The following is a 26039-nucleotide window of genomic DNA, read 5'->3' as shown; positions in this document are numbered from 1 at the left end:
TGCTGAACCCGACCCGCCGACAGGGCCGTCGCCTTCACTGTACATTCATCCAGTGACACTCCAACGCAAGCTCGCCATCCTCGCCGACGCCGCCAAGTACGACGCCTCGTGCGCCTCCAGCGGCACCAGCAAGCGCCACTCGGTCGGCGGCGCGGGCATCGGATCGACCGAGGGCTCGGGCATCTGCCACAGCTACGCGCCCGACGGCCGCTGCATCTCGCTGCTGAAGATCCTGCTGACCAACTTCTGCCAGTACGACTGCCTCTACTGCGTCAACCGGGTCAGCAGCAACGTGCCGCGCGCGCGCTTCACGGTCCAGGAGGTGGTCGACCTCACGCTCGACTTCTACCGCCGCAACTGCATCGAGGGCCTGTTCCTCTCCAGCGGCATCATCCAGAACCCCGACTACACGATGGAGCAGATCGTGGAGGTGGCGCGCACGCTGCGCGAGGACCACGACTTCCGCGGCTACATCCACCTCAAGACCATTCCCGACGCGGCGCCCGAACTGCTGCGCCGCGCCGGCCTCTACGCCGACCGCCTGAGCATCAACGTCGAACTGCCCACCGAACAGGGGCTCGCGACGCTCGCGCCCGAGAAGGACGGCGCGGCCATCCGGCGCTCGATGGCCAACCTGCGCGTGCACATCGACGACGCCAAGGGCGCGGCGCGCGACGCGGCGGCGGTGTCGGTCGTCTCCATGCCGACCTCGACGCCCCGGCGCGCCGCGGCGCCGAAGTTCGCGCCGGCCGGCCAGAGCACGCAGATGATCATCGGCGCCGACGCCACCGACGACCGCACCATCCTCTCGACCAGCGCCAACCTCTACGGCGCCTACCGGCTGCGGCGCGTCTACTACTCGGCCTTCAGCCCGATTCCCGACGCCTCGTCGTCGCTGCCGCTCGCGGCGCCGCCGATGGTGCGCGAGCACCGCCTCTACCAGGCCGACTGGCTGATGCGCTTCTACGGCTTCGCGCACGACGAGATCGTGCCGCCCGCCGCGCCGGGCGAGACGACCGGCGGCGGCATGCTGTCGCTCGACGTCGACCCCAAGCTGGCCTGGGCGCTGGCGCACCGCGACCGCTTCCCGGTCGACCTCAACACCGCGCCGCGCGAGATGCTGCTGCGCGTGCCCGGACTGGGCGTGAAGGCGGTGGAGCGCCTGCTCATGGCGCGCCGCGTGCGCCGCCTGCGCAGCGACGACCTCCGGCGCCTGCACGTCCCGGTGAAGAAGGTGATGGCCTTCGTCGAGGTGGTCGACCACCGTCCCGGCCGTGCGCTGGAGGCGGCCGACCTCGCCGCGCGACTGAAGCCCGTTCCGGTGCAGGCTTCGCTCTTTTCCGCCTGAGCGCCTACAGCGTCCCCGGGGCGCCGACACGAGATTGACACGATGGCGACCCAGACCATCACGCTCGACGGCGACACCGACTGGCCCGGCTTCCGCCGCGAGGCGCGGGGGCTGCTGGCACGACAGGTGCCGCCGGACGACGTGGTCTGGCACACGCGGGACAGCGCCGAGCTCGACCTGTTCGCCTCGCTCTCCGACGAACCCGTGCCGTCCGCGTCGCTCGAGATCGACGACGGGGACGCCACGGCGACGGTCCGTGCCTCGTCCACGCCGCACCTCGGCTCGGCCTCCGCCGTCGTCCCGCCCGCCTTCGTGCGCCTGTGCGAGACCGTGGTGCTGCACGAGGACCCGGCGCGCTTCGGCCTGCTCTACCGGCTGCTGTGGCGCCTGGTGCACGAGCCCGGCCTGCGCGACGACCCGATCGATGCCGACCGCGTGCGGGCGCAGCACATGGCCCAGGCGGTGCGGCGCGACATGCACAAGATGAAGGCCTTCGTGCGCTTCCGCACCCTCGAGCAGGCCGATGGCGGCGCGACGCTGCACGTGGCGTGGTTCGAGCCCTTCCACCACATCGTCGAGGCCGTGGCGCCCTTCTTCGTGCGCCGCTTCACGCAGATGCGCTGGGCCATCCTGACGCCCGAGCGCTCGTTGCGCTGGGAGCCGGCCGCCGCCGGGCGGGAAGGCACGCTGACCTTCGGCCCGGGCGCCCGGCGCGAGGACGCCCCGCCCGCGGATGCCGGCGAGGCGCTGTGGCTCACCTACTACCGCCACATCTTCAATCCCGCGCGCCTCAAGCTCGCGATGATGCAGAAGGAGATGCCGCGTCGCTACTGGCGCAACCTGCCCGAGGCCGAGCTGATCACCCCTCTGTCCGTCGAGGCGATGGCGCGCAGCGGCCGGATGATCGAGGCACCCGCCAGCACCCCGGCGCGCCGCATCGCGCCGGCGCCGCACCTGCGCGAGCGCGCACCGCGGTCCACGCAGGAGGTCGCGTCGCCGGACCTCGTCGCCGCCGCGTCGCCGCTGGTGCTGTCGGACGAACCGGCCCGGGCGCTGATCCAGCTCAAGGAAGCGACGCAGCGCTGCCGCGAATGCCCGATCGGCGCGCACGCCACGCAGGCGGTGTTCGGCGAGGGACCGGTGCGTTCCGCGCTGATGGTGGTCGGCGAGCAGCCGGGCGACCAGGAGGACCTGCGCGGGCGGCCTTTCGTCGGGCCGTCCGGGCGGCTGTTCGACCGCGCCGTGGCCGACCTCGGCTGGACGCGCGAGGCCATCTACGTCACCAACGCGGTCAAGCACTTCAAGTTCGAGCTGCGCGGCAAGCGGCGCATCCACAAGACCCCCACGCAGCAGGAGGCCGCGACCTGCCTCCACTGGCTGGAGAGCGAGATGCGGCAGGTGCAGCCCCGGGCGCTCGTGGCCCTGGGCGCCACGGCGGCACGCGCCTTGCTGGGACGACCGGTCGCGGTCATGAAGGAGCGTGGGCAGTGGCACACCGGGCCGCATGGCGAGCAGGTGCTGGTGACCCTGCATCCGTCGGCGCTGCTGCGCGGCGATCCGGCCCAGCACGAGGAGGCCTACGCGCGCTGGCTGGAGGACCTGGCACTCGCCAGCACGGTCGTGAACGCGACGGCCTGAGCACCGCGCCCTAAAGTGACGGGTGTTTTGTTGCAGTGCAGCAAAAAACGGACGACGTCCCTTATAGTCCTCCATCGTCACTCATCAGGTGTCTCCATGACCCAAGCCCTTTCTTCGCGATTCTTCAACCCGCTGATGCTGTGGGCGGATGTCGCCGTGACGACGCAGGAAATGTGGGTCTCCTCCGCTTCCGTGGTGCAGGCCCGTACCGAACGCATGGCGCTCGCGGGACTGTCACCGAGCCAAGCCGACATGGCCGAATTCCAGCTCATGGTGCAGGAGAAGCTGGCCGCGGTCGGGGAGTCCGGCAACGCCATCGTCCATCAGTTCCAGACCAGCGGCATGAGCCTGCTCAACCGCGCGATCCGCCAGTGGTTCAGCGGTGCCGCCGCGCTCGCCGGCCTGCTCACCAGCGCGACGCCGGCCCAGGCATGGACGCAAGGCGATCGCCTGCTGGGCGTGAGCACGCAAGCGGCGGCCACGGTCTCGCAGATGACCAGCGCCGCGGCCCGCGTGACGCAACGCGGACTCAAGCCGATCCACGCCAAGGCCACGGCCAACGCACGCCGGCTCGCGCAACCCGCCGACGCCTGACCCTTCCCCCCTTCCGGGTCGCGTCAGGCCGCGACGAGTCGCACCAGCGTGATCTCCGAGGGCGCTCCGATGCGCTTGGGCGGTCCCCAGTAGCCGGTGCCCCGACTGACGTAGACCCACATGCCGCCCAGCCGGTGCAGTCCCGCCACGTAGGGTTGCTGCAGCGGCACGAAGAAGTTCCACGGGAAGAACTGCCCGCCGTGCGTGTGGCCGGACAGCTGCAGCTGGAAGCCGGCGGCCGATGCCGCGGCCGCGCTGCGCGGCTGGTGCGCCAGCAGGATGCGCGTGGCGACGCCCGGCGGCGCGCCCGCCAGCGCGCCCTGCGGGTCGGTCGCCTGCGCCGCGTCGAAGTGGCCGGCGGTGAAATCGTTCACGCCGGCGAGCAGCAGCGTGGCGGCGTCGGCCTCGTCGTCGGTCTGCGCGCCGCGCGCCGCCATGTCGCCCCGGCCTCGGGCCGCCAGCAGCACGTGCTCGTTCTGCAACACCCGCAGGCCCATCCGGCGCAGCTCCGTCACCCAGGCCGTCGCGCCGGCGTAGTACTCGTGATTGCCCGTCACCACGAAGGTGCCGTGGCGCGCCTTCAGTCCCGTCAGCGGCGCGATGTGGCGCTGCAACGTCGGCACGTCGCCGTCCACGAGATCGCCGGTGATCGCGACGGCATCGGCCTCCAGGCGGTTCACCCGGTCGACGATGCGCTGGATGTAGCCGTGCCGAATGGTCGGGCCGACGTGCAGGTCGCTCAGCTGCGCGATGGTGAAGCCCTGCAGGGCGCTCGGCAGGCCGGCGATCGGCACGTCGACGCGCACCACGCGCGCGGTGCGGCGCGCGTTGAGGAAGCCGATCAGCGAACTCGCCGTCGCCACCAGGGGCACGGCGACGGCGCTCCAGAACGCCAGCCGCATCGAGGGATCGGGCGCCAGGAATCCCGCGCCCTGCGCCGCCCAGGCGACCAGCAGCACGACGTCGCGCAGCAGGGTCGCGACGAACATCGACGAGAACCAGCCCATCGCCACCAGGCCGATCCACTGCCAGCTCCGGCCGATCGAGCGTCCGTATCCCCGGAAGGCCAGGAACGGCAGCGGCATCGTCGCGGCCGACGCCAGCAGGGCCACGGCGAGGGCGAGCGACGCGATGCGGCTGGCGCCATCGATCGTCGGCAGCAGGCGCAGGCCGATGTAGACGTGCAGCAGGACGGTCAGGAGGACGAGGGGTCGAAACGGCATGGGCGTCGGGATGTGGCGGACGAAGGATCGGGCGTGGTGACGATCGTCGATGCCGCACCGCTGCTCAACTGCGAGGCGGACGCGATCACATTCAAGGTCGGTCGCGAATTACCTTCACATCGTTCGTGTCGGCCGCACGGACCGGCGTCCGATCGACCTCGGCGCCGCGTGCGTGCGTGCGCGGTCAGCGGGGGCCGTCCCGGCCCGGGCCGGCCGGCTCCTCGCCCGGCGGCGGCGGACCGGACGGCGACGGCTCGACCGTGCAGGCGGCCCGGATCACGCGCGCCGAGAAATCGCCCGGGATCTGGCGAAACGCCATGGGTCGCACGCGATCGCTCGCGTAGTCGAGCCGGGCGATCGGCGTTCCCGAGAAATGCGGCTCGGCGTAGAAGGTGGCCGACACGTAGCGCGCGGTCGACGCGCTGCAATCCACCTCGGCCACACCCTCGAACGAACGGAACCTGACGCCTTCGGTGCTGGTGCGTTCCGCCGCCCGGCTGACGCGCACGTCGAGCCATCGGCGCACACCGTCGGAACGAAGGGAGACGGGATCGACCTGCACGTAATCGCCCCGGTCGTCGCCGGCGACGCCGGCCACCGTGAACCATCCGGCCTGGACGGCCAAGGCACCGCCCAGCAGGGACAGACCGATCAGCGCACGGTATGGGAACTGCAAGATCCGAAAATCATAAGTGGCTCGACCTCTTCTCGACGAGGCCGGTATGCCACTTAATACTTTCCTATCAACTGAGGCGTGTCAGCCTTTCTTCTCTCGCTCGATCGCCCGCGCTTCCTCGGTCTGGACCGCATCGGTCCCGATGTCGGGCGTGCCGGGGAAGCCGCTGGCCTTGTCGCGTTCGCGGCCCATGCGGCTGCCCGTGGCGATCGGGTCTTCCTGGCCGATGGCGCGGCTCTGCGCGAGGTTGCGGCCGGAGGCGTCGCCGCGATCGCCCACCCGGGCTTCGTCGCCGCCGTGCTCGGTGCCGGACGCGTCGGAACTGCCGGTGGCGGGCGTGGCGGCGTGGTCGGGGGATGGACGGGTCATGGAAGGCTCCTTGGATGTGGGTGGCGCGGTCGGATCGGAACACACACTGCGCCCGACGTCGAGCCCGGGTACGACGGCTCCCTTTCCGCATCGGCGTAGGCGAGCGCGCAACCCGGAGGGTCACCCCGGCGCGATTCCCGGCACGACCGTCCGGACCGTTTCGCATGCCGCCCGTGGCGCACAGGGTGTGTCGCCCTGCATTTGGCTGGCGAGCGGAGCGGACCGGAACCTACACCGCGTCGTCCGGACGACACGAGAGTCGAAAACCAGCCCATCCCGTTCCAACCCCCTCGCACCTCGGAGCATCGACCGCCATGCCAACCTCTCTTCATTCCTTCGCCGCCCGGTTCCGTGCGGTCGGACTGGTCGCCTGTGTGGCGATGACCTGCGGCGGCGCCTGGGCGCAGGCCACGGGCAACCCCAAGGGCACGGGCGTGCCACCGGCCCAGGGCACCGCCGAGAAGGCCCCCGCCGGCGGGCGTCCGGCCGGCGCGGGCGCGGACACGGGAGCCACGTCGTCGGGCGCGTTGACGTCGGAGAGCGGTCCGGCCAGCGCACGCATGAATCGCACCGTGCCGCCGGGCGGTGGCACCGCCGGCGGGTTGACCCAACGCAACCTGACCGCGCCCGAGGACGCGGCCAAGAGCCGCACCGACAAGGGTTCGGCCACGCCCCGGCCGGTGACGCCGTCGACCTCCGGCGGTTCGCGCTGAATTCGACCGTGTCGCGCCATCCATGAGCGTGCGCGCCCTGCGTTCGACCTTCGGCCCCCTGTGCCACTGGTGCGGTCTGCCAATGGATTTCGACGAACCGCACGGCCGGCCCGAGTCCGCCACCATCGAGCACCTGCTCGACGCGACGATGGGCGGCATGCGCCAGCAGAAGCACCGTCGGCTCGCGCACGGGGCCTGCAACCGGATGCGCAACGAACTCCGGCTGGAAGCGGAAAAGCGGTTCCGCCAATGGATCGAGGCCAGGGTCGCGCAGGCCCGTGCGGGCGACGCCTCATCGGCGCCGTGAGGCATCGGACCCGTCGCGATCGGGCGCTTCCCGCCGATCGGCGGCTGCGCGACGGCCGATCCATCGCCGGACCTCGCTGCGACCGATGCCCAGGTCGTTCAGTTCGCGCTCGCTCATGCGGGCGAGTTCCGCGCCCGGGCCGCGCGAAGGCTCCACGACGCGGTCGAGCCACCGACGCAACCTGCGCCTGAATGCGGCCGATGCCGCTGACACTGCCTTCGAGGACATGACGACTCCCGTGATGAGCGTTCATCGTCCGGCATCCGCATCCATCGGAAAAGTCGAGAATCCTGAGGTCACCGATCAGGAACGCTGATGCGCGAACTCAACCTCGACCAGCTTCGCACGCTGGTCTCCATCGTCGACCTCGGCACCTTCTCCGCCGCCGCGCGGGCCCTGCACCTGGCGCAGCCGACGGTGAGCCTGCACGTGAGCGAGCTGGAGTCGCGCCTGGGCACGCAGCTGCTGGTGCGCGGCAGCCGCCGGGTCACGCCGACGGCCGCCGGGCTGGTGCTCGTGCAGCGCGCCCGTGCGCTGCTGCGCGATGCCGACGAGACCGTCGAGGCGGTGCGCCGCCAGGCCGACGGGAAGCTGGGCCGGGTGCGCCTGGGCACCTCGACGGGGGTCGTGATCGACCTGCTCCCGCGCGTGCTCGAAGCGCTGCAGGACAGCCATCCGGGCATCGACGTCGAGGTGGCGATCCTGGGGTCGTCCCAGGCGCTGGAGCGGCTGGCGCTGGGCACCCTGGACATCGGCCTCGTGGCGCTGCCCCAGCCGCCGCTGCGGGGGACCGTCGTGACGCCCTGGCGCGACCAGACGGTGAAGGCCTTCGTGCCGGCGTCATGGCCATCGCCCCGGACCGTCACGCCCGAATGGCTGGCGCAGCGGCCATTGATCTTCAACGACGCCACCACGCACATGCACCGGCTGACGATGGCCTGGTTCGCCGACGGCGGCTGCGCGCCCCGGGCGCGCATCGAGCTCAACTACGACGCCGCGATCCGCAGTCTGGTGGCCGCCGGCTACGGCGCGGCCCTGCTGCCGGTGTACGAGTCGAGGGACGCGGAGACGGACGCGCGCCTGAAGGTGCTGCCCCTGAAGCCGCGCCTCGTGCGCCGGCTGGGCATCGCGCACCGCGACGAGGCCTCGCTGGACGGCTCGACCGAGCGGGTGATCGAGACGCTGGTGCGGTTCCGGCAGGGATGAGGGGCGCGGGTAGCAGCGGGCGGGCGCCGTCCACGTTCGCCCGCCAACGCCTCAGACGTCGATGTTCCCCGCCCGCAACGCGTTCTGCTCGATGAACTCGCGCCGCGGCTCGACCTCCTCGCCCATGAGCATCGTGAAGACGCGGTCGGCCTCGATGGCGTCGTCGATCTGCACGCGCAGCAGGCGTCGCACGGCGGGGTCCATGGTGGTCTCCCACAGCTGCTCGGGGTTCATCTCGCCCAGGCCCTTGTAGCGCTGGCGCGAGGTGGTGCGCTCGGCCTCGCCGATCAGCCACTTCATGGCGACGCGGAAGTCGGCGACCTTCTCCTCCTTGGCGCGCTCGCCCTCGCCGCGACGGACCACGGCGCCCTCGCCCAGCAGGTCGCGGAAGGTGCTGGCGGCGGTCGCCAGCGCGGCGTAGTCGGCGCCGTGGACGAAGTCCTGCGTGATGACGCTGCTCTTGACGTTGCCGTGGTGGCGGCGGCTGATGCGCAGCAGCGGCTTGTCGGTGCGCACGTCGAACTCGCTGGCCACCTCGGCCGGCTCGCCGGCGTCGTCGAGCTCGCGCAGCTTGCGCTGCAGGGCGACGGCGGAGGCCTCGGCGGCGGCGGGCGTGTCGAGGTCGAGCGACACGCCGTCGGCGATGGCGCGCAGCGCGGCCGCGTCCATGAACACGCCCAGGCGCGCGATCACGGCCTGCGCGAGCTGGTGCTTGCGCGCCAGCTCGGCCAGCGTGTCGCCGGCGAGCGTGGTCGGGTTGGCGCCGCCGGTGTGGATGCTGGCGTCCTTGAGCGCGACCTTCAGCAGGAAGACGTCGAGCGCCGGGCCGTCCTTGAGGTACTGCTCCTCCTTGCCGAACTTGACCTTGTAGAGCGGCGGCTGGGCGATGTAGATGTGGCCGCGCTCGACCAGCTCGGGCATCTGCCGGTAGAAGAAGGTCAGCAGCAGCGTGCGGATGTGGGCGCCGTCGACGTCGGCGTCGGTCATGATGATGATGCGGTGGTAGCGCAGCTTGGCGACGTTGAAGTCGTCGGCGCCGCCGCCGGCACCCCCGGTGGCCGTGCCGGCGCGGCCGATGCCGGTGCCCAGGGCGGTGATCATCACCAGGATCTCGTTGCTGGTCAGCAGCTTCTCGTAGCGCGCCTTCTCGACGTTCAGGATCTTGCCGCGCAAGGGCAGGATGGCCTGGAACTTCCGGTCGCGGCCCTGCTTGGCGGAGCCGCCGGCGGAGTCGCCCTCCACCAGGTAGACCTCGCACAGCGCCGGGTCCTTCTCCTGGCAGTCGGCCAGCTTGCCGGGCAGGCCCATGCCGTCGAGCACGCCCTTGCGCCGCGTCATCTCGCGCGCCTTGCGCGCGGCCTCGCGGGCGCGGGCGGCCTCGATGATCTTGCCGCAGATGGTCTTGGCGTCGTTCGGACGCTCCTGCAGGTAGTCGGCCAGCAGGCGCCCGACGATGTCCTCCACCGGCGCGCGCACCTCGCTGGAGACGAGCTTGTCCTTGGTCTGGCTGGAGAACTTGGGCTCGGGCACCTTCACGCTCAGCACGCAGCACAGGCCCTCGCGCATGTCGTCGCCGGTGACCTCGACCTTGGCCTTCTTGGCCAGCTCGTTCTCCTCGATGTACTTGTTGATCACGCGCGTCATCGCCGCGCGCAGTCCGGTGAGATGGGTGCCGCCGTCGCGCTGCGGGATGTTGTTGGTGAAGCAGAGGACCTGCTCGCTGTAGGCGCTGTTCCACTGCATCGCCACCTCGACGCCGATGTGCGTGCCGGGGATGCCGCCGTAGGTCTCGGCCGGCTTCTCGCCCATGGCGTAGAACACGTTGGGGTGCAGGACGTTCTTGCCCTTGTTGATGAACTCGACGAAGCCCTTGACGCCGCCGGCACCGGAGAAGTCGTCCTCCTTGCCGGTGCGCTCGTCCTTCAGGCGGATGCGCACGCCGTTGTTCAGGAAGCTCAGCTCGCGCAGGCGCTTGGAGAGGATCTCGTAGTGGAAATCGTTGTTCTCCTTGAAGATCTCGGTGTCGGGCAGGAAGTGGACCTCCGTGCCGCGCTTGTCGGTGTCGCCGACGATGCGCATGGGCGAGACCTCGAAGCCGTTGACCTGCTCCAGCAGCCGGTTCTGCACGAAGCCGCGGCTGAACTCGAGCTCGTGGATCTTGCCCTCGCGCCGCACCACCAGGCGCAGCGTCACGCTCAGCGCGTTCACGCACGAGACGCCCACGCCGTGCAGGCCGCCCGAGACCTTGTAGCTGTTCTGGTTGAACTTGCCGCCGGCGTGCAGCTCGGTCAGCGCGATCTCGGCGGCCGAGCGCTTGGGCTCGTGCTTGTCGTCCATCTTCACGCCGGTCGGGATGCCGCGGCCGTTGTCGGTGACGGAGATCGAGTTGTCGGAATGGATGGTGACGACGATGTCGTCGCAGTGGCCCGCCAGCGCCTCGTCGATCGAGTTGTCCACCACCTCGAAGACCAGGTGATGCAGACCCGTGCCGTCGGAGGTGTCGCCGATGTACATGCCCGGGCGCTTGCGCACCGCCTCCAGCCCTTCGAGGATCGTGATCGAGCCTTCACCGTACGAGGTGTCGGCCGGCGTGATCTCGATCGGAATCGCGCTCTCGATCTCCGGCGTGTAGACCGGCTCGGTGTGCTGCGGCTCGACCGGCTTGTTTGCTTCGCTCATTGGTACTCTTTCTCAATCTCTCTCGATGACTCGACACGAATCGACTCGATGCGGCGCTCCGATGCGCTCTCCCCGCCTGTCTCGCAACCCATCTCATCCCCCCGCCTCTGCCACGTCGTATTCACCGGGAACACCGTGGAACCGGCTTTGCCGGGCCGCCGGTGTTGCCCCCTGCAAGGGGGTGGGCGCTGCTACACGAAGTGAGCAAGCCTGGGGGTGAGCCGAGCCTCTAGATCCTCATGGGCATCACGACGTACTTGAACGACGCGTTCTCCGGGATCGTGAACAGCGCCGAGCTGTTCGAATCGGCCAGTTCCAGCGTGACCATGTCCTGGTTCATGTTGGACAGCGCGTCGATCAGGTAGGTGACGTTGAAGCCGATCTCGATGGCGTCGCCGCCGTAGTCGATGTCGACCTCGTCCTGCGCCTCTTCCTGCTCGGCGTTGCTCGAGGCGATGCGCAGCGTGCCCGGCTCGATGTTCAGGCGCACGCCCTTGAACTTGTCCGACGTCAGGATGGCGGTGCGCTGCAGGCTCGCCAGCAACGTCGTGCGGCCCAGCGTGACGCTGTTCTTGTGGTTCTTCGGAATGACGCGGTTGTAGTCGGGGAACTTGCCCTCGACCAGCTTGGTGACGAACTCCATGCCGCCGAAGCCGAACTTGGCCTGGTTGCTGGCGAACTGCAGGTCGATGGCGCCCTCGGCGTCCGACAGCAGGCGCTGCAGCTCGATCACGGTCTTGCGCGGCAGGATCACCTCCTGGCGCGGCACCTCGACCTCCAGCGTCGCCGAGGCGAAGGCCAGCCGGTGGCCGTCGGTGGCCACCAGCGACAGCTGCTTGCCCTCGGCCACGAACAGGATGCCGTTGAGGTAGTAGCGGATGTCGTGCACCGCCATCGCGAAGGACACCTGCTGCAGCAGGCTCTTGAGCGTCTTCTGCGGCACGCTGAACACCGGGCCGAAGGTCGCGGCCTCCTGCACCAGCGGGAAGTCCTCCGCCGGCAGCGACTGCAGCGTGAAGCGGCTCTTGCCGCCCTTGAGCACCAGCTTGTTCGCGCTCGCCTCCAGGCTCACGGTCTGGTCGGCGGGCATGGTGCGCAGGATGTCGATGAGCTTGCGCGCGCCGATGGTGGTCGTGAAGTCGCCCTCGTCGCCGCCGAGTTCGGCGGTGGTGCGGATCTGGATCTCCAGGTCGCTGGTGGTGAGCTGCAGCTGCCCGCCGGTCTTGCGGATCAGCACGTTGGCCAGGATGGGCAGCGTGTGGCGCCGCTCCACGATGCCCGCGACCGATTGCAGCGCGGCGAGGACTTTGTCTTGGGGTGCCTTCAGGACGATCATGTCTCTATCTCTTCCTCTGATTCATGGGGGTTGCATTCAGGCGCGGAACACCGCGGAACCGGCTTCGCCGGGCCGCCGGTGTTACCCCCTGCAAGGGGGTAGGCGAAAGCGACACGCAGTGCGCGAAGCCTGGGGGTTTGTTCATCTAGCCCTTGAGCGTCTGTTCGAGCACGTGGAGCTGCTGGTTGAGCTCGGTGAGCTGCTGGCGCTCGCCGGAGATCTTGCGCACCGCGTGCAGCACCGTCGTGTGGTCGCGCCCGCCGAAGAGCTCGCCGATCTCGGGCAGGCTCTTCTGCGTCAGCTCCTTGGCCAGGTACATCGCGATCTGGCGCGGCCGCGCGATGCTCGCCGGACGCTTCTTGGAGTACATGTCGGCGACCTTGATCTTGTAGTAGTCGGCCACCGTCTTCTGAATGTTTTCCACAGAGATCTGCCGGTTCTGGATCGACAGCAGATCGCGCAGCGCCTCGCGCGCCAGGGCGATCGAGATCTCCTTCTGGTTGAAGCGCGAATAGGCCAGGATCTTGCGCAGCGCGCCCTCGAGCTCGCGCACGTTGGAGCGCACGTTCTTGGCGACGAAGAAGGCGACCTCCTCCGGCATCTCGACCGACTCGGCGCGCGCCTTGTTGATCAGGATGGCCACGCGCATCTCCAGTTCCGGCGGCTCGATGGCCACCGTGAGCCCGGAGTCGAAGCGCGAGACGAGGCGCTCGTGGATGTCGGCCAGACCCTTCGGATAGGTGTCGCTGGTCATCACGATGTGGCTCTTCTTGGCCAGCAGCGCCTCGAAGGCGTTGAAGAACTCCTCCTGCGTGCGGTCCTTGTTGGCGAAGAACTGGACGTCGTCGATCAGCAGCAGGTCGAGCGAGTGGTAGCGCTCCTTGAACTCGTCGAAGGTCTTGCGCTGGTAGGCCTTGACCACGTCCGAGACGAACTGCTCGGCGTGGATGTAGAGCACCTTGGAATCGGGCCGGTCGACCATGAGGCGGTTGCCCACCGCGTGCATCAGGTGGGTCTTGCCCAGGCCGACGCCGCCGTAGATGAACAGCGGGTTGTAGAGGTGGCCGGGCATGCCCGCCACGTGCATCGCCGCGGCGCGCGCCATGCGGTTGGCCGTGCCCTCGACCAGGGTGTCGAAGGTCAGGCCCGCGTTGAGCCGGTTCTTGAAGCCGTTGGCCGACGCGTCCTCGCCGAGACCGGCCACCTCGCGCGGCACGTCGGTCTCGGCCATGACGGCCAGCGGGGACGGGCGCACGGGCGCGTCGCGCGGCGCCAGGGCGAGTTCGACGATCACCGACTGGCCGTAGATCTTCTCGGCCATGCCGGCGATCCGGCCGGCGTACTGCGCGCGGATCCAGTCGAGCTTGAAGCGGTTCGCGACGAACACGGTCATGCGCGAGAGATCGTCCGCGACCTGGGCGGTCAGCGGCTTGATCCAGGTGTTGAACTGCTGTTCGGAAAGCTCCTGCGCGAGCTGGTCGACGCAGGCTTGCCAGAGGCTGTCGCCGGCGCCGTCAGTCGGCATGGGCGCTCTGGGATGGGAGATGTCCCTCGGTCATTTTTCGGGCTGCCGTGTTGTGGATATTTGCCTTGTCAAGGCGGCCCGCATTCTAACTTGTCAAAGCCTTATCCACACCGTTCGAAGGCAGGTCGAGAGCAGCCTGAGACTCCCTTCGATTTTGCGGTTTTCGCAAACTTTGTGATAATCGCGGGTTTCCCTGAAAACTCTTTGCGTGTTTCGGGGCGCTCTTCGACCCTACACCCCAGAGAATCATGAAACGCACTTACCAAGCCTCCAAAGTCCGCCGCGCCCGCACCCACGGTTTCCTCGTCCGCATGAAGACCCGTGGTGGCCGTGCCGTCATCAACGCGCGCCGTGCCAAGGGCCGCAAGCGCCTGGCCGTCTAAGACCGCTCGATCCACGCTGGCGGCGACGTTGCAGGACCTGCCGCCGTCCGCAATCGCCAAGACGCCGCAGCCATCGCCGATGTCGCCTCCTCTGCATCGGCTCAAGACCCGCGCCCAATTCCAGGCCGTCCTGGCCGGAACCACGGTGGCGCGCACCCCCCACTTCGCCCTGCACCGCTGCGCGCTCGACGCGCCAGCGGGTGCCGAGCCGTTGTTCGGCCCGGCATCCGACGTGTGGCTGGGTGCCATGGTGCCCAAGCGCTGGGCCCGGCGCGCCGTGACGCGCAACGCGATCAAGCGACAGATCTACAGCGTGAGCGCCGCGGCCGACACCGTGCTGCCATCGGCCGCGCACGTGGTGCGGCTGCGCGCCGGTTTCGACCGCAAGGCGTTCGTGAGCGCATCGTCCGACAAGCTCAAGTCCGCCGTGCGGGCCGAGTTGCAGCAGCTCATGCAGCGCGCGCGCGCCGGGCGTCCATGATGCGGCGTGTCCTCATCGCCCTGGTCAAGGGCTACCGCCTGCTGCTGAGCCCCTGGCTCGGGGCGTCCTGCCGCTTCGAGCCGACCTGCTCGGCCTATGCCATCGAAGCCCTGGAGCGTCACGGGGCGATCGCCGGCAGCGGTCTGACGTTCTACCGTATCGTCCGCTGCCAGCCCTGGTGCCGGGGCGGCCACGACCCCGTGCCGGAGCGTCGCGCGCGCGCATCGGGCGGATCGCTGTTCACCTCGCTTCTTTCTCCCTCTCCCTCCGACGCCTCCTCAGACAAGAAGTCTTCTTCATGAACGATATACGCCGCACCATCCTGCTGGTGATCTTTGGTTTCTCGCTGGTGATGCTGTGGGACCAATGGCAGGTCCACAACGGCAACAAGCCGACCTTCCTGCCCTCGTCGAAGCCGGTGCAGACCGCCGCCAACACGCCCGCCACGCCGGCGGGCGCCGGATCGGCCGACACGCTGCCGGGCGCCGCCGCGACGCCGGGCAATCCGATGGCGCTGCCGGCCCAGACGGCGCCCGCGCCGGCCGGCGAGAAGGTGCGCGTCAAGACCGACGTGTTCGCCGCCGTCATCGACAGCCAGGGCGGCACCCTGTCCGAGCTGCAACTGCTCCAGTACCTCGACGAGTTCCACAGCGGTGGTTTCCTCGACACCTTCCACGACATGACCGGCCAGACGCCGGTGGCGCCCAGTTCCAGGCCCGTGACGCTGATGGCCGACGGCTCGCCCGCCACGCGCTACGTCGCCCAGACCGGCCTGATCAATGTCGTCGACAGCGGCGAGCGTTTCCCGAACCACCTGACGCCGATGACGCCGGTGGCCGGTCCGCGCGAGATGGCCGAGGGCCAGAACACGCTGGAGGTGAGCTTCGAGTCGCAGCCCGTGGGCGGCCTCAAGTACGTCAAGACCTATGTGTTCACCCGCGGCGACTACACCATCCGCGTGCGCCACCAGGTCGTCAACGTCAGCGCCCAGCCGCTCGACGCCCAGCTCTACCTGCAGTTCGTGCGCCACGGCACGGTGCCCAGCAGCACCATGTTCGGCACCAACACCTTCACCGGCCCGGCGCTCTACACCGACGAGAAGAAGTTCCACAAGGTCGCCTTCACCGACATCACGAAGAACAAGGCCGAACTGCCGCCGGCCGCCAACAACGGCTGGGTCGCCATGGTCCAGCACTACTTCGTGTCGGCCTGGCTGCTCAACGTGCCGGGCAGCGACACGCTGCGGCGTGAGTTCCGCGTGGCCGACCTGGGCAACAACCTGTTCTCCGTCGCCATGGTGGTGCCGCTGACCAAGCTCGCCCCGGGCGCCAGCCAGAGCGTCGACAGCAGCCTCTACGCCGGCCCCGAGGAGGAGAAGAAGCTCGAAGCCCTCGCCCCCGGCCTGGAGCTGGTCAAGGACTACGGCATCTTCACGATCATCTCCAAGCCGCTCTACTGGCTGCTCAACCAGCTCCACGGCATCCTGGGCAACTGGGGCTGGTCGATCGTCGCGCTGGTGGTGCTGCTCAAGGCGGCCTTCTACTGGCTCAACGCCAAGGCCTACGCCAGCATGGCCAAGATGAAGGCCATCAACCCGAAGATCACCGAGATGCGCGCGCGCCTGAAGGACAAGCCGCAGGAGATGCAGCAGGAGATGATGCGCATCTACAAGGACGAGAAGGTCAACCCGATGGGCGGCTGCTTCCCGATCGTGATCCAGATCCCCGTGTTCATCGCGCTCTACTGGGTGCTGCTGTCGTCGGTCGAGATGCGCCACGCGCCGTGGATCGGCTGGATCCACGACCTCTCGGCGCCCGATCCGTGGTTCATCCTGCCGATCGTCATGACGGCCACCTCGCTGTTCCAGACCTGGCTGAACCCGACGCCGCCGGACCCGATGCAGGCCAAGCTGATGTGGATCATGCCGCTGGCCTTCAGCGTGATGTTCATCTTCTTCCCTGCCGGGCTGGTGCTCTACTGGATCACCAACAACGTGCTGTCGATCGCGCAGCAGTGGTTCATCAACAAGCGCCTTGGGGTGCTGGGCAAGTAGTCCCGAGCGCGGACGTGCCGATGCGGTCGTCGCGCCGCATTCATCTGTTCCCGCCAAGGGCCGCGCAAGCGGCCCTTTTCGTTGCCGCCGTCGCAACGCTTCCAAATGAAAGAATAGCGTCATGCTCGCCCGCAACGCCGACCCCATCGTCGCCATCGCCACCGCACCCGGACGTGGTGCCGTGGGCATCGTGCGGGTCTCCGGGCGCGCGCTGGGACCGCTGATCGACGCCCTGTGCGGCCGGCCGCTCAGGCCGCGCGAGGCCACCTACCTCGCCTTCTGCGACGCGGCGGGCGAGCCGGTCGACCACGGCCTGGCGATCCGTTTCCCCGCCCCCCATTCCTTCACCGGCGAGGACGTGCTGGAGCTCCAGGCCCACGGCGGCCCGGTCGTGCTGCAGCTGCTCGTCGCGCGCTGCCTGGAAGCGGCCGGGGAGGCCATCGACCCGCGCGCGCCCGAGGCACATCGCTTGCCCGGCCTGCGCGTGGCCGAGCCGGGCGAGTTCAGCCGGCGCGCCTTCCTCAACGGCAAGATCGACCTCGCCCAGGCCGAGGCCATCGCCGACCTGATCGACGCCAGCACCGAGGCCGCCGCGCGCAGCGCCAGCCGCTCGCTCGCCGGTGCCTTCTCGCAGGAGATCCACGCGCTGCGCGAGGCGCTGATCCACCTGCGCATGCTGGTCGAGGCCACGCTCGACTTCCCCGAGGAGGACATCGACTTCCTGCAGCAGGCCGACGCCGCCGGCCAGCTCGCCACGCTCGCCGCTCGGCTCGGCGGCGTGCGCGCGCGCGCGCGCCAGGGCGCCCTGCTGCGCGAAGGCATCCGCGTGGTGATCGCCGGCCAGCCCAACGCGGGCAAGAGCTCGCTGCTCAACGCGCTCGCCGGCGCCGAGCTGGCCATCGTCAGCGCGGTGGCCGGCACCACGCGCGACGTCGTGTCGCAGACCATCCAGATCCAGGGCGTGCCATTGCACGTCGCCGACACCGCCGGCCTGCGCGAGAGCGCCGACGAGATCGAGCGCATCGGCGTCGAGCGCGCCTGGCGCCAGATCGGCGACGCCGACGCGGTGCTGTTCCTGCACGACCTCACGCGCGCCGCCGAGCCGGCCTGGCGCGCCGCCGACGCCGACATCGCCGCCAGGCTGCCGGGGGGCGTGCCGGTGCTCGACGTCTGGAACAAGCTCGACGCCGCGCCGGACGCCACGGCCTTCGCCGCGAGCCTCGCGGACCCGGCGGCGAACGCCGATGCCGTCGCGGCCCCGGCCAGGGATTCGACCGCCACCTCCACCGGCATCGCGATCTCGGCGAAGACCGGCCAGGGCATCGACACCCTGCGTCGGCGGCTGCTCGAACTCGCCGGTTGGCAGGCCATGCCCGAGGGCCTCTACCTCGCGCGCGAGCGCCACGTGCATGCGCTCGGCCGCGTGGCGACGCACCTCGACATCGCCACCGGCGTGCTGGCGGCGCGCCAGCCGGCGCTCGACCTGCTGGCCGAGGAACTGCGTCTGGCGCAGAACGCGCTCAACGAGATCACGGGCGAGTTCGGCGCCGACGAACTGCTGGGCGTCATCTTCTCGCGCTTCTGCATCGGCAAGTAGGCGGGTCCGCCGGACCGGCACGGCCGTGGCAGACGCCGGGCATGCGCTTCTGAACATGCCGTGCCGGATGCCGGGCGCGGCCCGTCTCAGCCCTTCTGCAGCCGCTCGATCGCCACGGCCAGCGCCTCCGGGCGGCCCGACAGGACCAGCGTGTCGCCGTCGTCCAGCGTCGCCGCGTCGTCTGGCGGCGTGGCCGTGCCGTCGCGGCGGCGCAGGCCCGCCACCCGCACGTCCAGCTCCGGCAGCGCCAGGGCGCCGAGCGTCTGGCCGATGGCGCGCGCGCCGGCGGCGAGCGTGAAGCTGTTCAGGCGCTGGTTCTCGAGCTCGTCGGCCGTGTCGTCGTCGGCGCCGTGGAAATAGCCGCGCAGCAGGTTGTAGCGCGCGTCGCGCTGGTCCTGCACGACGCGGATCACGCGCCGCATCGGCACGCCCACCAGCGCCAGGGCGTGGCTGGCCAGCATCAGCGAGCCCTCGATGGCCTCGGGCACGACCTCGGTGGCGCCCGCGGCCTGCAGCTGCTCCAGGTCGCGGTCGTCCTGCGTGCGCACGATCACCGGCACCTGCGGCGCGTGCGAGCGCGTGTGGGCCAGCACCTTGAGCGCGCCGGGCACGTCGAGGTAGGTCACCACCACCGCGCTGGCGCGCGCCAGGCCGGCGGCCATCAGCGCCTGCAGCCGCGCGGCGTCGCCGAAGACCACCGAGTCGCCGGCGGCGGCGGCCTGCCGCACGCGGTCGGGGTCGAGGTCGAGCGCCAGGTACGGGATGCCCTCGCGCTCCAGGATGCGCGCGAGGTTCTGGCCGCAGCGCCCGTAGCCGCAGATGATCACGTGCTGCGAGGTGTTGATGGTCTTGCGCGCGATGCTCGTCATCTGCAGCGACTGCTGCATCCAGTCGCTCGCCACCAGCTTGCGCACGATGGCGTTGCTGTACATGACGATGAAGGGCGTCGCCAGCATCGACAGCACCATCGACGCCAGCACCGGATTGGCCAGCCACGGCGGCAGCAGGCTGCGGTCCTGCGCCAGCGCCAGCAGCACGAAGCCGAACTCGCCCGCCTGCGCCAGGTAGAGTCCGGTGCGCAGCGACACCCCCGCCGTCGCGCCCAGCCCGCGCGCGAGCAATGTCACCAGCAGCAGCTTGAAGGCCAGCGGCAGCACCAGCAGCACCGCCACCAGCAGCCAGCGCTCGACGACGATGTGCCAGTCGAGCGACATGCCGATGGTGATGAAGAACAGGCCCAGCAGCACGTCGTGGAAGGGCCGGATGTCGGTCTCCACCTGGTGCTTGTATTCGGTCTCCGACACCAGCATGCCGGCGATGAAGGCGCCCAGCGCCAGGCTCAGGCCGGCGAGCTCGGTCAGCCAGGCCAGGCCCAGCGTGACCAGCAGCAGGTTGAGCATGAACAGCTCCTCGCTGCGCCGCCGCGCCACCAGCGTGAGCCACCAGCGCATCACGCGCGGGCCGCCGTAGAGCAGCACGCCGACCAGGAAGGCGGCCTTGACGAGCGCGATCGACAGTGCCTTGAACAGCGCCTCCGGAGGCGCTCCCAGCGCCGGGATCAGCACCAGCAGCGGCACCACCGCCAGGTCCTGGAACAGCAGCACGCCCATCACGCGGCGGCCGTGCTCGCTCTCCAGCTCCAGCCGCTCGGCCATCAGCTTGACGACGATGGCGGTGCTGCTCATGGTGAGCGCGCCCGAGAGCGCCAGCGCGGTCTGCCAGCCGAGGTTCCAGGCCGGCGGCAGGTGGGCGGCGACCAGCAGCGCCCCGGCCGTCGCCAGGCCCATCGTCAGCAGCACCTGCAGCAATCCCAGCCCGAAGACGTGGCGGCGCATGGCGCGCAATTTGGGCAGGCTGAACTCGAGCCCGATCACGAACATCAGGAACACCACGCCGAACTCGCCCAGGTGCCGGATGCCCTCGGTGTTCTGCGCCAGCGCCAGCGCGTGCGGCCCGATCAGGATGCCCGCCGACAGGTAGCCCAGCATCGGCGGCAGGCGCAGGAAACGGCACGCCACCACGCCGATCACCGCGGCGAGCAGATAGAGCAGCGTGAGATCGAGGGAGGACATGCGCCCGATGCTACGGCCTGGGCGCACCTAGAATCTTTCGATGACTTCCCGCCCCGCCCCGGCCGTCGCGCCGCCCGATTCCGAGACCGTGCTGGATCGCGCGCGGGCGACCTTCGACATCGAGGCCGATGCCGTGCGCGGCCTGAAATCGCGCATCGGCGCGGGCTTCGTCGAGGCGGTGCGCCGCATCCTCGATGTGCGCGGCCGGGTGGTCGTGATGGGCATGGGCAAGAGCGGCCACGTCGGACGCAAGATCGCCGCCACGCTGGCCTCGACCGGCACGCCGGCGATGTTCGTCCACCCCGCCGAGGCCAGCCACGGCGACCTTGGGATGATCCAGGCGGTCGACCTGGTGATCGCCATCTCCAACAGCGGCGAGAGCAACGAACTCGCCGCCATCCTGCCGGTGGTCAAGCGCCAGGGCGTGCCGCTGATCGCCATCACCGGCGGTCCCGATTCCATGCTCGCGCGCCATGCCGACATCGTGCTCGACAGCGGCGTCGAGAAGGAGGCCTGCCCGCTCAATCTCGCCCCCACCGCCAGCACCACGGCGCAGATGGCGATGGGCGACGCGCTGGCCGTCGCGCTGCTCGACGCGCGCGGCTTCGGCGCCGAGGACTTCGCGCGCTCGCATCCCGGCGGCGCCCTGGGGCGCAAGCTGCTCACGCTGGTGGGCGACCTCATGCGCACCGGCGACGAGGTGCCCCGCATCGCGCCCTCGGCCACCTTCAGCGCGCTGATGCGCGAGATGAGCGCCAAGGGCCTGGGCGCGGCGGCCGTCGTCTCGGACGAAGGCCGGGCATTGGGCATCTTCACCGACGGCGACCTGCGCCGGCTGGTCGAGACCGGCGCCGACCTGCGCGCCCTGACCGCCGCCGAGGTCATGCACCGCGACCCGCGCACCGTGCGCGCCGACGCGCTGGGCGTCGAGGCGGCCGAGCTCATGGAGCAGCACCGCGTCAACAGCCTGCTGGTGGTCGACGCCGACGGCCGGCTGACCGGCGCGCTGACCATCAACGACCTCATGCGCGCGAAAGTCATCTGATGCCCGCGATCGCCTTCCCCCCCGAGACCCTGCTGGCGGCGCAGGACATCCGCATCGCCTTCTTCGACATCGACGGCGTGCTCACCGACGGCGGCGTGTTCTTCAGCGAGCACGGCGAGACGCTCAAGCGCTTCAGCATCCTCGATGGCTACGGCCTGAAGCTGCTGCGCACGGCCGGCATCGTGCCGGCGGTCATCACCGGGCGCGATTCCAAGCCATTGCGCGTGCGCCTCGCGGCCCTGGGCATCGAGCACGTGCGCTACGGCACCGAGGACAAGCTGCCCGCCGCCGAGGCCATGCTCGCCCAGCTGGGCCTCGACTGGACCCGGGCCGCCGCCATCGGCGACGACTGGCCCGACCTGCCGGTGCTCGGCCGCGCCGCCTTCGCCGCGGCGCCGGCCAACGCGCACGCCGAGGTGCGCGCCATCGCCCACCACGTCACCACCGCGCGCGGCGGCGAGGGCGCGGCGCGCGAGTTCTGCGACCTGCTGCTGACCGCCGGCGGCCACTACCGGCGCCTGCTCGACGCGGCGCGCGGCCCAGTCGCATGAGGCAGCGCCGGCCGTTGGGCAGGATGGTGCGCGACGCGCTCGATCGCACCACGCTCTACCTGCCCGTCATCCTGACCGCGCTGCTGGCGCTGGGCACCTACTGGCTGGCGCGCAACGCGCCCAAGTTGCTCGAACCCACCGTCGCGCGTCCCGTCACCCACGAGCCCGACTACTTCATGCGCGACTTCGTCGTGAAGAACTTCCTGCCGACCGGCGAATTGCGCAGCGAGCTGTTCGGCAAGGAGGGTCGCCACTATCCCGACAACGACACCCTGGAGGTCGACCAGATGCGCATGCGCTCGGTGTCGCCGATCGGCCTGGTCACGCGCGCCACGGCCGACCGCAGCCTGTCGAACGGCGACGGCAGCGAGATCCAGCTCTTCGGCAACGCGATCGTCGTGCGCGACGCCGCCGTCGGACCGAGCGGCCAGCCGCTGCCGCGCCTGGAGTTCCGCGGCGAGTTCCTGCACGTCTTCGTCAACACCGAGCGCGTGCGGTCGAACAAGCCCGTCGTTCTCATCCGGGGTGCCGACCAGTTCACCTCCGACGCGATGGACTACGACAACCTCAGCGGCGTCGCCAACCTGCAGGGTCGGGTGCGCGGCGTGCTGATGCCCTCGCCCGCCGCCCTGGGCGCGGCACGGCGCTGATGGCTGGCACGGCCCCGCTGGTCTTCGTCACCGGCGCCTCCAGCGGCATCGGCCAGGCGCTGGCGCGGCGGTTCCACGACGCGGGCTGGCGGCTGGCGCTGGCGGCGCGGCGCACCGGCGAGATCGAGGCCTGGGCGACGGCCCGGGGCATCGTCACCGGCGGCGACGCTTGCGGCGTCTACGGCGCCGACGTGGCCGACATCGACGCCATCGTCGCGGCCGGTGCCGCCTGCATCGCGCGGCAGGGCCTGCCCGACGTGGTGATCGCCAATGCCGGCATCAGCATCGGCATCGACACCGCCGAGCGCGGCGACGTCGACGTCTTCGCGCGCGTCCTGGCCGTCAACGACACCGGCCTGGTCGCGACCTTCCACCCGTTCGTGGCGGCCATGGCGGCGCGCGGCAGCGGGCGGCTGGTCGGCATCGCCAGCGTCGCGGGCATCCGCGGGCTGCCCGGCCATGGCGCCTATTGCGCCAGCAAGGCGGCGGCGATCGCCTACTGCGAAAGCCTGCGCGGCGAACTGCGCGGCTCGGGGGTGCGCGTGGTGACGATCAGTCCGGGCTACATCGACACGCCGCTCACGCGCGGCAACCGCTACGCCATGCCCTTCCTGATGACGCCCGAGGCCTTCGCCGAGCGGGCGTTCCGCGCCATCGAGGCCGGCGCCAGCCATCGCGTCATCCCCTGGCAGATGGGCATCGTCGCGCGCCTGATGCGGGTGCTGCCGGACGCGCTGTTCGATCGCCTGGCGCAGGGCCGGGGACGGAAACGCCGCCTGGGCGAATGAGCAACGAAAAAGGCTCCCGAAGGAGCCTTTCGTCATCGACCCGGGACCGGGTCGACCGCGGAACGATCGATCAGTAGCCGCCGTTGCCGCCGTAGCCACCACCGTTGCCGCCACCGCTGCGACCGCCGCCGCGGGGGCCGGAGCCGTAGGGGCTGCGGAAACCGCCGTCGCCACCGCCGCCACCGCTGCGGCCACCGCCACCACCGTAGCCGCCGCCGCCGCTGCCACCGCCGCCGTAACCACCGCCACCGCCGCTGCGGCCACCGCCGCCACCGTAGCCGCCACCACCACTGCCGCCGCCGCCGTAGCCGCCACCGCCGCTGCCACCACCACCGTAGCCGCCACCACCGCCACCGTAGCCACCGCCGCCGCCATAACCACCACCGCCGCCGCTGCGCGGGGGACGCGCTTCCATCGGACGCGCTTCGTTGACCACCACGCTGCGGCCGCCGAGCGGCTGGCCGTTCATGCCGTTGATGGCGGCCTGCGCCTCGGCGTCGCTGCCCATCTCGACGAAACCGAAGCCCTTGGAGCGGCCGGTGTCGCGTTCCATCATGACCTTGGCGCTGGTGACCGAACCGAATTGACCGAAGGCCTGTTCCAGGTCGCCGTCGCGCACCGAATACGGCAGGTTGCCGACGTACAGTTTGTTGCCCATCGAGGGACTCCTATAAACATCAATAAAAGCGATGGAGTCCCGAAAGCACAATGACGGCGGATCCGCCGGGCTGCGCGAAACTGTCCAATCACCGAGTTGACTCCCGGAAATTTGAAGGGAGACTCGCGCATTATGGGTGAAATGATGCGCACGCAAAAACGAAATCCATCCGGATGGCGGCGCCATTCGAAAAACCCGGCCGGTCGTCCGGCGGCGGTGACGGCGGGAGTCGGGCGATATACTGCCGCGGCGCCGATTTGCTTCAGCTTGCGGGCGCTCTACAAATCCAGCTAAAGACGTTCCCGCTCAACCCGGCTCGTTTCTTTGGCGAGGCCGGGTTTTCTCGTTGGTGCCCGGCCGACCTCCGATCCACCCACCACCGCCGATCGCCGCCCGTGTCTTCCTTCGAGGTCGTTTCCCAGTCGATGTCCTTCGCCGGTCCGCTGGCCCTGCGCAGCGGCGCGGTGCTGCGCGACTACGTGCTGGCCTACGAGACCTACGGCACGCTCGACGCCGACGGCGGCAACGCCGTGCTGGTGTGCCACGCGCTCAACGCCTCGCACCACCTCGCCGGCGTCTACGCGGGCCAGCCGAAATCCGAGGGCTGGTGGGACAACATGATCGGCCCGGGCAAGCCGCTGGACACCGACCGCTTCTTCGTCGTCGGCGTGAACAACCTGGGCTCGTGCTTCGGCTCGACCGGACCGATGCACGTCGACCCGGCGACCGGCCGCGTCTACGGCGCCGACTTCCCGGTGGTGACTGTCGAGGACTGGGTCGACGCGCAGGCCGGCCTGCTCGACGCGCTGGGCATCCGCACGCTGGCCGCCGTGATGGGCGGCAGCCTGGGCGGCATGCAGGCGCTGTCGTGGACGCTGCAGTACCCCGACCGCGTGCGCCACGCCGTGGTGGTGGCCAGCGCGCCCAACCTCACGGCCGAGAACATCGCCTTCAACGAGGTTGCGCGGCGCGCCATCGTGACCGACCCCGACTTCCACGGCGGCCACTTCTACGAGCACGGCGTGGTGCCCAAGCGCGGCCTGCGCATCGCCCGCATGATCGGCCACATCACCTACCTGAGCGACGACGTCATGAACGAGAAGTTCGGCCGCGAGCTGCGCGGCGCCGTCGAGGGCGAGCGCCAGGGCCGGGGCTATCGCTACTCGACCCAGGACGTGGAGTTCCAGATCGAGAGCTACCTGCGCCACCAGGGCGACAAGTTCAGCGAGTACTTCGACGCCAACACCTACCTGCTCATCACCCGCGCGCTCGATTACTTCGACCCGGCGCTGGCCCATGGCGGCAGCCTCGCGGCCGCCTTTGCGCGCGCCACCGCGCAGTTCCTGCTGGTGAGCTTCACCACCGACTGGCGCTTCTCGCCCGCGCGCAGCCGCGAGATCGTCAAGGCGCTGGTCGACAACCGGCGCCGCGTGAGCTACGCCGAGATCGACGCCCCGCACGGCCACGACGCCTTCCTGCTCGACGACGTGCGCTACATGGGCGTGGTGCGCGCCTATTTCGAGCGGGTGGCGCTGGAACTCGACGCGGGAGCCGCGCGATGAGCGATCCCGGCCTCCAGCGCCTCGTCGCCCGCCTCGTGCCCGAGGGCGCGCGCGTGCTCGACCTCGGTTGCGGCGACGGCGCCCTGCTCGACCTGCTGCAGCGCGAGCGCGGCTGCACCGGCTACGGCGTGGAGATCGCCGACGGCAACGTGCTGCAGTGCGTGCGCCGCGGCGTCGACGTGCTGCAGCTCAACCTCGACGAGGGCCTGGCGATGTTCGACGACGCCTCGTTCGACGTCGTGCTGCAGATCGACACGCTCCAGCACCTGCGCAACGCCGAGGTCATGCTGCGCGAGACGGCGCGCGTCGGGCGCCTGGGCATCGTCGCCTTCCCCAACTTCGCGCACTGGCCCAACCGCCTGAGCGTCGCGCGCGGGCGCATGCCGGTGACGCGGCGCCTGCCCTACGAGTGGTACGACACGCCCAACATCCGCGTGGGCACCTTCAAGGACTTCGAGGTCCTGGCGCGCAAGAACCGGCTGCGCGTGCTTGACGCCTTCGGCGTGCAGCAGGGCCGCGAGGTGCGCTGGCTGCCCAACGCGCGCGCCGGCACGGCGGTCTTCAAGCTGGAACGGGGCTGACGCC

26 protein-coding genes are annotated in these 26039 nt (G+C 70.1%); 17 read left to right on the top strand and 9 right to left on the bottom strand.

Features of this window, described 5'->3' with window-relative positions; all coding sequences use genetic code 11:
• The first annotated feature begins 52 nt into the window (after positions 1–52).
• The 3 genes from ABID77_RS13605 (at position 53) to ABID77_RS13595 (ending at position 3580) form a co-directional block, all read left to right on the top strand.
• Positions 53–1348, top strand: coding sequence for a putative DNA modification/repair radical SAM protein (locus tag ABID77_RS13605; protein WP_429596571.1), 1296 nt, complete (start codon positions 53–55; stop codon positions 1346–1348).
• A 42-nt stretch (positions 1349–1390) separates the two neighbouring features.
• Positions 1391–2986: a UdgX family uracil-DNA binding protein gene (locus ABID77_RS13600; RefSeq protein WP_429596568.1), complete on the top strand. Its 1596-nt coding sequence runs from the start codon at positions 1391–1393 to the stop codon at positions 2984–2986.
• A 96-nt stretch (positions 2987–3082) separates the two neighbouring features.
• The gene (locus ABID77_RS13595) at positions 3083–3580 is read left to right on the top strand and encodes a polyhydroxyalkanoate granule-associated phasin (RefSeq protein WP_429596565.1); all 498 of its coding nucleotides are present in this window, start codon (positions 3083–3085) and stop codon (positions 3578–3580) included.
• Positions 3581–3603: 23 nt separating this feature from the next.
• Here the strand turns inward: ABID77_RS13595 and ABID77_RS13590 are convergent, their stop codons facing one another.
• The 3 genes from ABID77_RS13590 to ABID77_RS13580 form a co-directional block, all read right to left on the bottom strand.
• Complete coding sequence (locus ABID77_RS13590) at positions 3604–4803, bottom strand: metallophosphoesterase (RefSeq protein ID WP_429596562.1); 1200 nt, start codon at positions 4801–4803, stop codon at positions 3604–3606.
• 184 nt (positions 4804–4987) lie between these two features.
• Entirely contained in the window at positions 4988–5479 is a 492-nt protein-coding gene (locus ABID77_RS13585; protein ID WP_429596559.1) for a surface-adhesin E family protein, read from the bottom strand.
• Positions 5480–5560: 81 nt separating this feature from the next.
• Positions 5561–5848 (bottom strand): hypothetical protein, encoded by a 288-nt coding sequence (locus ABID77_RS13580; protein ID WP_429596556.1) that lies wholly within the window; start codon positions 5846–5848, stop codon positions 5561–5563.
• A gap of 314 nt (positions 5849–6162) precedes the next feature.
• On the opposite strand from ABID77_RS13580, the gene ABID77_RS13575 reads away from it, so the two are divergent.
• Both ABID77_RS13575 and ABID77_RS13570 read left to right on the top strand, forming a co-directional pair.
• Positions 6163–6561, top strand: coding sequence for a translation initiation factor IF-2 (locus tag ABID77_RS13575; protein ID WP_429596553.1), 399 nt, complete (start codon positions 6163–6165; stop codon positions 6559–6561).
• A 22-nt stretch (positions 6562–6583) separates the two neighbouring features.
• Entirely contained in the window at positions 6584–6868 is a 285-nt protein-coding gene (locus ABID77_RS13570; RefSeq protein ID WP_429596550.1) for a hypothetical protein, read from the top strand.
• Here the strand turns inward: ABID77_RS13570 and ABID77_RS13565 are convergent.
• The gene (locus ABID77_RS13565) at positions 6854–7096 is read right to left on the bottom strand and encodes a DUF1127 domain-containing protein (protein ID WP_429596547.1); all 243 of its coding nucleotides are present in this window, start codon (positions 7094–7096) and stop codon (positions 6854–6856) included. The two genes, ABID77_RS13570 and ABID77_RS13565, sit on opposite strands and share 15 nt — an antisense overlap.
• A gap of 87 nt (positions 7097–7183) precedes the next feature.
• Here ABID77_RS13565 and ABID77_RS13560 point away from each other — a divergent pair, with 87 nt between their 5' ends.
• On the top strand, positions 7184–8074 hold the full coding sequence (locus ABID77_RS13560) for a LysR family transcriptional regulator (RefSeq protein WP_429596544.1): 891 nt from the start codon (positions 7184–7186) through the stop codon (positions 8072–8074).
• A 51-nt stretch (positions 8075–8125) separates the two neighbouring features.
• Here the strand turns inward: ABID77_RS13560 and gyrB are convergent, their stop codons facing one another.
• From gyrB to dnaA, 3 genes are all read right to left on the bottom strand, one after another.
• Positions 8126–10753 carry a DNA topoisomerase (ATP-hydrolyzing) subunit B gene (gyrB, locus tag ABID77_RS13555; protein WP_429596541.1) on the bottom strand — a complete coding sequence of 876 codons (2628 nt, stop codon included), beginning with the start codon at positions 10751–10753 and terminating at the stop codon, positions 8126–8128.
• A gap of 229 nt (positions 10754–10982) precedes the next feature.
• Complete coding sequence (gene dnaN / locus ABID77_RS13550; RefSeq protein ID WP_429596538.1) at positions 10983–12089, bottom strand: DNA polymerase III subunit beta; 1107 nt, start codon at positions 12087–12089, stop codon at positions 10983–10985.
• A 145-nt stretch (positions 12090–12234) separates the two neighbouring features.
• Positions 12235–13614 (bottom strand): chromosomal replication initiator protein DnaA, encoded by a 1380-nt coding sequence (gene dnaA / locus ABID77_RS13545; RefSeq protein WP_429596536.1) that lies wholly within the window; start codon positions 13612–13614, stop codon positions 12235–12237.
• Positions 13615–13862: 248 nt separating this feature from the next.
• Here dnaA and rpmH point away from each other — a divergent pair, with 248 nt between their 5' ends.
• From rpmH to mnmE, 5 genes are all read left to right on the top strand, one after another.
• Positions 13863–13997 carry a 50S ribosomal protein L34 gene (rpmH, locus tag ABID77_RS13540; protein WP_007834827.1) on the top strand — a complete coding sequence of 45 codons (135 nt, stop codon included), beginning with the start codon at positions 13863–13865 and terminating at the stop codon, positions 13995–13997.
• Between the two features lie 91 nt (positions 13998–14088).
• A complete protein-coding gene (locus ABID77_RS13535; RefSeq protein WP_429597314.1) occupies positions 14089–14478 on the top strand; it encodes a ribonuclease P protein component in 390 nt (129 codons plus the stop codon).
• Positions 14475–14780, top strand: coding sequence for a membrane protein insertion efficiency factor YidD (gene yidD, locus ABID77_RS13530; protein ID WP_429596533.1), 306 nt, complete (start codon positions 14475–14477; stop codon positions 14778–14780). Before ABID77_RS13535 ends, yidD begins: the two co-directional genes overlap by 4 nt.
• Entirely contained in the window at positions 14777–16531 is a 1755-nt protein-coding gene (gene yidC / locus ABID77_RS13525; RefSeq protein WP_429596530.1) for a membrane protein insertase YidC, read from the top strand. The genes yidD and yidC overlap by 4 nt, the downstream gene beginning before the upstream one ends.
• A 121-nt stretch (positions 16532–16652) precedes the next feature.
• The gene (mnmE, locus tag ABID77_RS13520) at positions 16653–18128 is read left to right on the top strand and encodes a tRNA uridine-5-carboxymethylaminomethyl(34) synthesis GTPase MnmE (protein ID WP_429596527.1); all 1476 of its coding nucleotides are present in this window, start codon (positions 16653–16655) and stop codon (positions 18126–18128) included.
• An 86-nt stretch (positions 18129–18214) separates the two neighbouring features.
• On the opposite strand, the gene ABID77_RS13515 is transcribed toward mnmE, so the two are convergent.
• A complete protein-coding gene (locus ABID77_RS13515; protein ID WP_429596524.1) occupies positions 18215–20200 on the bottom strand; it encodes a cation:proton antiporter in 1986 nt (661 codons plus the stop codon).
• A 40-nt stretch (positions 20201–20240) separates the two neighbouring features.
• Here ABID77_RS13515 and ABID77_RS13510 point away from each other — a divergent pair, with 40 nt between their 5' ends.
• Genes ABID77_RS13510 through ABID77_RS13495 form a run of 4 tightly spaced genes read left to right on the top strand, consistent with a single transcriptional unit; the run spans position 20241 to position 23234 of the window.
• Positions 20241–21245: a KpsF/GutQ family sugar-phosphate isomerase gene (locus tag ABID77_RS13510; protein ID WP_429596521.1), complete on the top strand. Its 1005-nt coding sequence runs from the start codon at positions 20241–20243 to the stop codon at positions 21243–21245.
• The gene (locus ABID77_RS13505) at positions 21245–21796 is read left to right on the top strand and encodes a KdsC family phosphatase (protein ID WP_429596518.1); all 552 of its coding nucleotides are present in this window, start codon (positions 21245–21247) and stop codon (positions 21794–21796) included. The genes ABID77_RS13510 and ABID77_RS13505 overlap by 1 nt, the downstream gene beginning before the upstream one ends.
• Positions 21793–22446, top strand: coding sequence for an LPS export ABC transporter periplasmic protein LptC (gene lptC / locus ABID77_RS13500; RefSeq protein ID WP_429596515.1), 654 nt, complete (start codon positions 21793–21795; stop codon positions 22444–22446). Before ABID77_RS13505 ends, lptC begins: the two co-directional genes overlap by 4 nt.
• The gene (locus ABID77_RS13495; protein WP_429596513.1) at positions 22446–23234 is read left to right on the top strand and encodes an SDR family oxidoreductase; all 789 of its coding nucleotides are present in this window, start codon (positions 22446–22448) and stop codon (positions 23232–23234) included. Before lptC ends, ABID77_RS13495 begins: the two co-directional genes overlap by 1 nt.
• A 70-nt stretch (positions 23235–23304) precedes the next feature.
• On the opposite strand, the gene ABID77_RS13490 is transcribed toward ABID77_RS13495, so the two are convergent.
• Positions 23305–23892: an RNA recognition motif domain-containing protein gene (locus ABID77_RS13490; protein ID WP_429596510.1), complete on the bottom strand. Its 588-nt coding sequence runs from the start codon at positions 23890–23892 to the stop codon at positions 23305–23307.
• Between the two features lie 395 nt (positions 23893–24287).
• Here ABID77_RS13490 and metX point away from each other — a divergent pair, with 395 nt between their 5' ends.
• Together metX and metW are read left to right on the top strand one after the other, a co-directional pair.
• Positions 24288–25454: a homoserine O-succinyltransferase MetX gene (gene metX / locus ABID77_RS13485; protein WP_429596507.1), complete on the top strand. Its 1167-nt coding sequence runs from the start codon at positions 24288–24290 to the stop codon at positions 25452–25454.
• Entirely contained in the window at positions 25451–26035 is a 585-nt protein-coding gene (metW, locus tag ABID77_RS13480) for a methionine biosynthesis protein MetW (RefSeq protein WP_429596504.1), read from the top strand. The genes metX and metW overlap by 4 nt, the downstream gene beginning before the upstream one ends.
• Positions 26036–26039: the final 4 nt, after the last annotated feature.

The sequence above is a fragment of the Variovorax sp. PvP013 genome (assembly GCF_050435945.1).
Lineage (GTDB): Bacteria > Pseudomonadota > Gammaproteobacteria > Burkholderiales > Burkholderiaceae_C > Variovorax.
The sequence above is the reverse complement of the archived record's forward strand: the minus strand, read 5'-3'. Positions and strand labels throughout refer to the sequence as shown.

Coding starts and splice junctions, on each gene's coding strand:
- mnmE (WP_429596527.1), top strand. CDS start 16,653: ATGCTCGCCCGCAACGCCGACCCCATCGTCGCCATCGCCACCGCACCC.
- yidC (WP_429596530.1), top strand. CDS start 14,777: ATGAACGATATACGCCGCACCATCCTGCTGGTGATCTTTGGTTTCTCG.
- ABID77_RS13580 (WP_429596556.1), bottom strand. CDS start 5,848: ATGACCCGTCCATCCCCCGACCACGCCGCCACGCCCGCCACCGGCAGT.
- ABID77_RS13505 (WP_429596518.1), top strand. CDS start 21,245: ATGCCCGCGATCGCCTTCCCCCCCGAGACCCTGCTGGCGGCGCAGGAC.
- yidD (WP_429596533.1), top strand. CDS start 14,475: ATGATGCGGCGTGTCCTCATCGCCCTGGTCAAGGGCTACCGCCTGCTG.
- metW (WP_429596504.1), top strand. CDS start 25,451: ATGAGCGATCCCGGCCTCCAGCGCCTCGTCGCCCGCCTCGTGCCCGAG.
- lptC (WP_429596515.1), top strand. CDS start 21,793: ATGAGGCAGCGCCGGCCGTTGGGCAGGATGGTGCGCGACGCGCTCGAT.
- ABID77_RS13570 (WP_429596550.1), top strand. CDS start 6,584: ATGAGCGTGCGCGCCCTGCGTTCGACCTTCGGCCCCCTGTGCCACTGG.
- ABID77_RS13515 (WP_429596524.1), bottom strand. CDS start 20,200: ATGTCCTCCCTCGATCTCACGCTGCTCTATCTGCTCGCCGCGGTGATC.
- ABID77_RS13590 (WP_429596562.1), bottom strand. CDS start 4,803: ATGCCGTTTCGACCCCTCGTCCTCCTGACCGTCCTGCTGCACGTCTAC.
- dnaA (WP_429596536.1), bottom strand. CDS start 13,614: ATGCCGACTGACGGCGCCGGCGACAGCCTCTGGCAAGCCTGCGTCGAC.
- ABID77_RS13565 (WP_429596547.1), bottom strand. CDS start 7,096: ATGTCCTCGAAGGCAGTGTCAGCGGCATCGGCCGCATTCAGGCGCAGG.
- ABID77_RS13510 (WP_429596521.1), top strand. CDS start 20,241: ATGACTTCCCGCCCCGCCCCGGCCGTCGCGCCGCCCGATTCCGAGACC.
- dnaN (WP_429596538.1), bottom strand. CDS start 12,089: ATGATCGTCCTGAAGGCACCCCAAGACAAAGTCCTCGCCGCGCTGCAA.
- ABID77_RS13495 (WP_429596513.1), top strand. CDS start 22,446: ATGGCTGGCACGGCCCCGCTGGTCTTCGTCACCGGCGCCTCCAGCGGC.
- ABID77_RS13600 (WP_429596568.1), top strand. CDS start 1,391: ATGGCGACCCAGACCATCACGCTCGACGGCGACACCGACTGGCCCGGC.
- rpmH (WP_007834827.1), top strand. CDS start 13,863: ATGAAACGCACTTACCAAGCCTCCAAAGTCCGCCGCGCCCGCACCCAC.
- ABID77_RS13595 (WP_429596565.1), top strand. CDS start 3,083: ATGACCCAAGCCCTTTCTTCGCGATTCTTCAACCCGCTGATGCTGTGG.
- ABID77_RS13560 (WP_429596544.1), top strand. CDS start 7,184: ATGCGCGAACTCAACCTCGACCAGCTTCGCACGCTGGTCTCCATCGTC.
- gyrB (WP_429596541.1), bottom strand. CDS start 10,753: ATGAGCGAAGCAAACAAGCCGGTCGAGCCGCAGCACACCGAGCCGGTC.
- ABID77_RS13575 (WP_429596553.1), top strand. CDS start 6,163: ATGCCAACCTCTCTTCATTCCTTCGCCGCCCGGTTCCGTGCGGTCGGA.
- ABID77_RS13490 (WP_429596510.1), bottom strand. CDS start 23,892: ATGGGCAACAAACTGTACGTCGGCAACCTGCCGTATTCGGTGCGCGAC.